The following is a 4,293-nucleotide window of genomic DNA, read 5'->3' as shown; positions in this document are numbered from 1 at the left end:
ACCCAGCAGATGGCGGCCGGCTACGCCCTCTACGGCCCCACCACCATGCTGGTGCTGACCGTGGGCACCGGCGTGTACGGCTTCACCCTGGACCCCAGCCTGGGCGAATTCAAGCTCACCCACCCGCAGATCCAGATCCCGGCCGACACGCAGGAATTCGCCATCAACGCCTCCAACAGCCGCTTCTGGGAGGCGCCGGTCAAGCGCTACGTGGACGAGTGCCTGGCCGGCCGGTCCGGACCGCGCGGCAAGGACTTCAACATGCGCTGGATCGCCTCGATGGTGGCCGAGGCCCACCGCATCCTGATGCGCGGCGGCGTTTTCCTCTACCCGCGCGACACCAAGGACGCGGCCAAGCCCGGCCGCCTGCGCCTGCTGTACGAGGCCAACCCGATCGGCTGGCTGGTGGAGCAGGCCGGCGGCCGCGCCAGCACCGGCCGGGTGCCGGTGCTGGCGGTGCCACCCACCGGCTTGCACCAGCGCATCGGGCTGGTGTTCGGTTCGCGCCACGAGGTCGAGCGCATCGAGCGCTACCACGCCGAGCCGGTGGCCACCCGGGACGCCGTCCCGCTGTTCGCCGAACGCAGCCTGTTCCGCGACTGACGCGCCCGCCCATTCCCCCGCTCCCCGGAGACCGCCATGTCCGAACGCCACCCCATCATCGCCATCACCGGCTCCTCCGGTGCCGGCACCTCCACCGTCACCCGTACCTTCGCCCACATCTTCCGGCGCGAAGGGGTGCGCGCCGCCATCGTCGAAGGCGACAGCTACCACCGCTACAACCGCCAGGAGATGAAGGCGCAGGCGGCGGAGGCCGAACGCCTGGGCAACGTCAACTTCAGCCACTTCGGGGCCAGCGCCAACCTGTTCGAGGAAATCGAGCACCTGTTCCGCACCTACAGCGCCACCGGTCAGGGCCAGAGCCGCAAATACCTGCACAACGCCGAAGAAGCCGCTCCCTACGCCCAGGCGCCCGGCACCTTCACCCCCTGGGAGCCGCTGCCGGCCGACACCGACATGCTGTTCTACGAAGGCCTGCACGGCGCCGTCGTCACGCCCGAGGTCAACGTCGCCCAGTACCCCGACCTGCTCATCGGCGTGGTGCCCGTCATCAACCTGGAATGGATCCAGAAGCTCTGGCGCGACAAGCACATGCGCGGCTACAGCGCCGAGGCGGTGACCGACACCATCCTGCGCCGCATGCCCGACTACGTCCACTACATCACGCCGCAGTTCCAGTACACCCACGTCAACTTCCAGCGCGTCCCGGTGGTGGACACCTCCAACCCCTTCATCGCCCGCGACGTGCCCACCGCCGACGAGAGCATGGTGGTGATCCGCTTCGCCAACCCCAAGGGCATCGACTTTCCCTACCTGCTCAGCATGATCGAGCGCTCCTGGATGAGCCGGGCCAACACCATCGTCGTGCCCGGCGGCAAGATGGAGCTGGCCATGCAACTCATCTTCACCCCCTTCATCTGGCGCATGATGGAGCGCAAGAAACGCGCCCTCGGCCTGGCCTGAGCCCCCCACCGCGAGCCCCACCATGAACCTGCACGACCTGCCCAGCGGCCCCCTGGCCCCGCCCGAGCCCACCCCCGCCTTGGCCCGCCGCATGGCCAACGCCCTGCGCATGCTGGCGGTGGACGCGGTGGAACAGGCCCAGAGCGGCCACCCCGGTGCCCCCATGGGCATGGCCGACATCGCCGAGGTGCTGTGGCACCGCCACCTGAAGCACAACCCGACGAACCCGCACTGGCCCGACCGCGACCGCTTCGTGCTCAGCAACGGCCACGGCTCCATGCTGCTCTACGCCTTGCTGCACCTGACCGGCTACGACCTGCCCATGGACGAGCTGCGCCGCTTCCGCCAGCTGCACAGCCGCACCCCCGGCCACCCCGAGGTGGGCCTGACCCCCGGGGTCGAAACCACCACCGGCCCGCTCGGTCAGGGGCTGGCCAACGCGGTGGGCATGGCGCTGGCCGAAAAGCTGCTGGCGGCCGAGTTCAACCGGCCGGGCCACGCCATCGTCGACCACCACACCTACGTCTTTCTGGGCGACGGCTGCCTGATGGAAGGCATCAGCCACGAGGCCTGCGGCCTGGCCGGCACGCTGCGCCTGAGCCAGCTGGTGGCGCTGTACGACGACAACGGCATCTCCATCGACGGCCACGTCGAGGGCTGGTTCACCGACGACACCCCGGCCCGTTTTGAAGCCTACGGCTGGCACGTGGTCCGCGCGGTGGACGGGCACGACCCCGCCGCCGTGGACGCCGCCCTGCGGGCCGCCCGGGCACAGGCCGCCCGACCCGACGGCCGGCCGACGCTGATCTGCTGCAAGACGGTGATCGGCCAGGGTGCGCCGCACAAAGCCGGCAGCCACGAGGTGCACGGCGCCGCGCTGGGCCCGGCCGAGGTGCAGGCCACGCGCGACGCCCTGGGCTGGACCGCCGCCCCCTTCGAGGTGCCGCCCGACGTGGCCGCCGCCTGGGACGCCCGCGAACGCGGCGCCTGCCGCGAGGCCGACTGGCGCCAGCGCTTCGAAGCCTACCGCGCCGCCCATCCGACCCTGGCCGCCGAGTTCGAGCGCCGCATCCGGGGCGAACGCCTGCCCGCCTATGCCGAGCGCCTGCCCGACATCCTCGCCGGCATCGCCGCCAACGCCGCGCCGCTGGCCACCCGCAAGGCCAGCCAGAACGCCCTCAGTGCCCTGGCGCCGCTGCTGCCCGAGCTGTTTGGTGGCAGCGCCGACCTGACCGCCTCCAACCTCACCGACTTCGCGGGCTGCACCCCGGCCGGGCGCGACCGCTGGGGCAACCACCTGAGCCACGGCGTGCGCGAATTCGGCATGGCCGCCGTGTTGAACGGCATGGCGCTGCACGGCGGGCACATCCCCTACGGCGGCACCTTCCTCACGTTTTCCGACTACTCGCGCAACGCCATCCGCATGGCCGCGCTGATGAAGCAGCGCGTCATCCACGTCTTCACCCACGACTCCATCGGTCTGGGCGAGGACGGCCCGACCCACCAGAGCGTGGAGCACGTGCCCAGCCTGCGCCTGATCCCCAACCTCGATGTCTGGCGCCCGGCCGACGGGCTGGAAACCGCCGTGGCCTGGGCCTGCGCCATCGAGCGGCACGACGGCCCCAGCGCCCTGTGCCTGAGCCGCCAGGCGCTGCCGCGCGTGACCGCCGGCATCGGGGCCGGCACCATTCGGCTCGGCGGCTACGTGCTGTCCGAGGTGGATGCGCCCCAGGCCGTCATCGTCGCCACCGGCTCGGAAACCTCGCTGGCGCTGGCGGCGCAGGGCCTGCTGGCCGGGCAGGGCGTGCGCGCCCGGGTCGTGTCCATGCCCTGCACCAGTGCGTTCGACCGCCAGCCCCTGGCCTACCAACACAGTGTCTTGCCGCTGCACCTGCCCACCGTGGCGGTGGAGGCTGCCCACCCCGACTTCTGGCGCAAATACGTCGGACGCCGCGGTGCGGTGGTCGGCATCGCCACCTTCGGCGAATCGGCGCCCGCGCCGGCGCTGTACGCGCACTTCGGCCTCACCGCGGCGGCCGTGGCGCAAGCGGTGCAGGCCCTGTTGCAACCCCCCGCCTGATGGAACCCCCTCGCATGACCGCCTACCCCTACGACCTCGTGCTGTTCGACCTCGACGGCACCCTGATCGAGACCGCGCCCGAAATCGCCGACGCCGTCAACGACACCCTGATCGAAATCGGCCTGGCGCCGGTGGAGCAGGCGCGCGTGGACCGCTGGATCGGCCACGGCACCCGCGAACTGCTGATCCAGGCCCTGGCCTGGCGCTGGGGCGAGCCGGCCGAGGCGGTGCGCGCCTCGGACCGCTTTGCCACCCTTGAGGCCGCCTTCGGCCGCCACTACCAGCGCCGCTGTGGCACCCGCAGCCAGCTGTACCCCCAGGTGCGCGCCACCCTGCAGGCGCTGCGGGCGGTGGGCGTCAAGCTGGCGGTGGTGACCAACAAGGAAGGGCGCTACACCCAGGCCGTGCTCGACGCCCACGTCCTGGCCCCGCTGTTCGACCGCGTCGTCAGCGGCGACACCCTGCCGGTGAAAAAACCCAACCCCTTGGGCATCGCCGACACCCTGCTGCGCTACGGCGTGGTCCCCGAGCGGGCGCTGTTCGTCGGCGATTCGTCCATCGACGTCGCCACCGCGCGCAACGCCGGCGTCGCCGTCTGGGCCTTGCCCTATGGCTACAACATGGGCGAGCCCATCGAGGCCTGCGGCCCCGACCGGGTCATCGCCGACTTCTCGGCCCTGGCGCCCGCG

4 protein-coding genes are annotated in these 4,293 nt (G+C 71.5%); all 4 read left to right on the top strand.

From position 1 onward, the window contains the following. Positions 1-603 (top strand): class 1 fructose-1,6-bisphosphatase (locus HA630_RS03990; protein ID WP_166832513.1); only part of this gene is annotated, 603 nt, incomplete at its 5' end. Positions 604-639: 36 nt separating this feature from the next. Next, complete coding sequence (locus tag HA630_RS03985; RefSeq protein ID WP_166832511.1) at positions 640-1,524, top strand: phosphoribulokinase; 885 nt, start codon at positions 640-642, stop codon at positions 1,522-1,524. Positions 1,525-1,546: 22 nt separating this feature from the next. After that, positions 1,547-3,604 carry a transketolase gene (gene tkt, locus HA630_RS03980; protein ID WP_208299955.1) on the top strand — a complete coding sequence of 686 codons (2,058 nt, stop codon included), beginning with the start codon at positions 1,547-1,549 and terminating at the stop codon, positions 3,602-3,604. 14 nt (positions 3,605-3,618) lie between these two features. Further along, a partial coding sequence (gene gph, locus HA630_RS03975; RefSeq protein WP_166832509.1) for a phosphoglycolate phosphatase occupies positions 3,619-4,293 on the top strand: 675 nt, incomplete at its 3' end.

It is taken from the genome of Aquabacterium sp. A08 (genome assembly GCF_011742065.1).
Note: the sequence above shows the minus strand (reverse complement) of the source record. Positions and strands in the feature narration are given on the sequence as shown.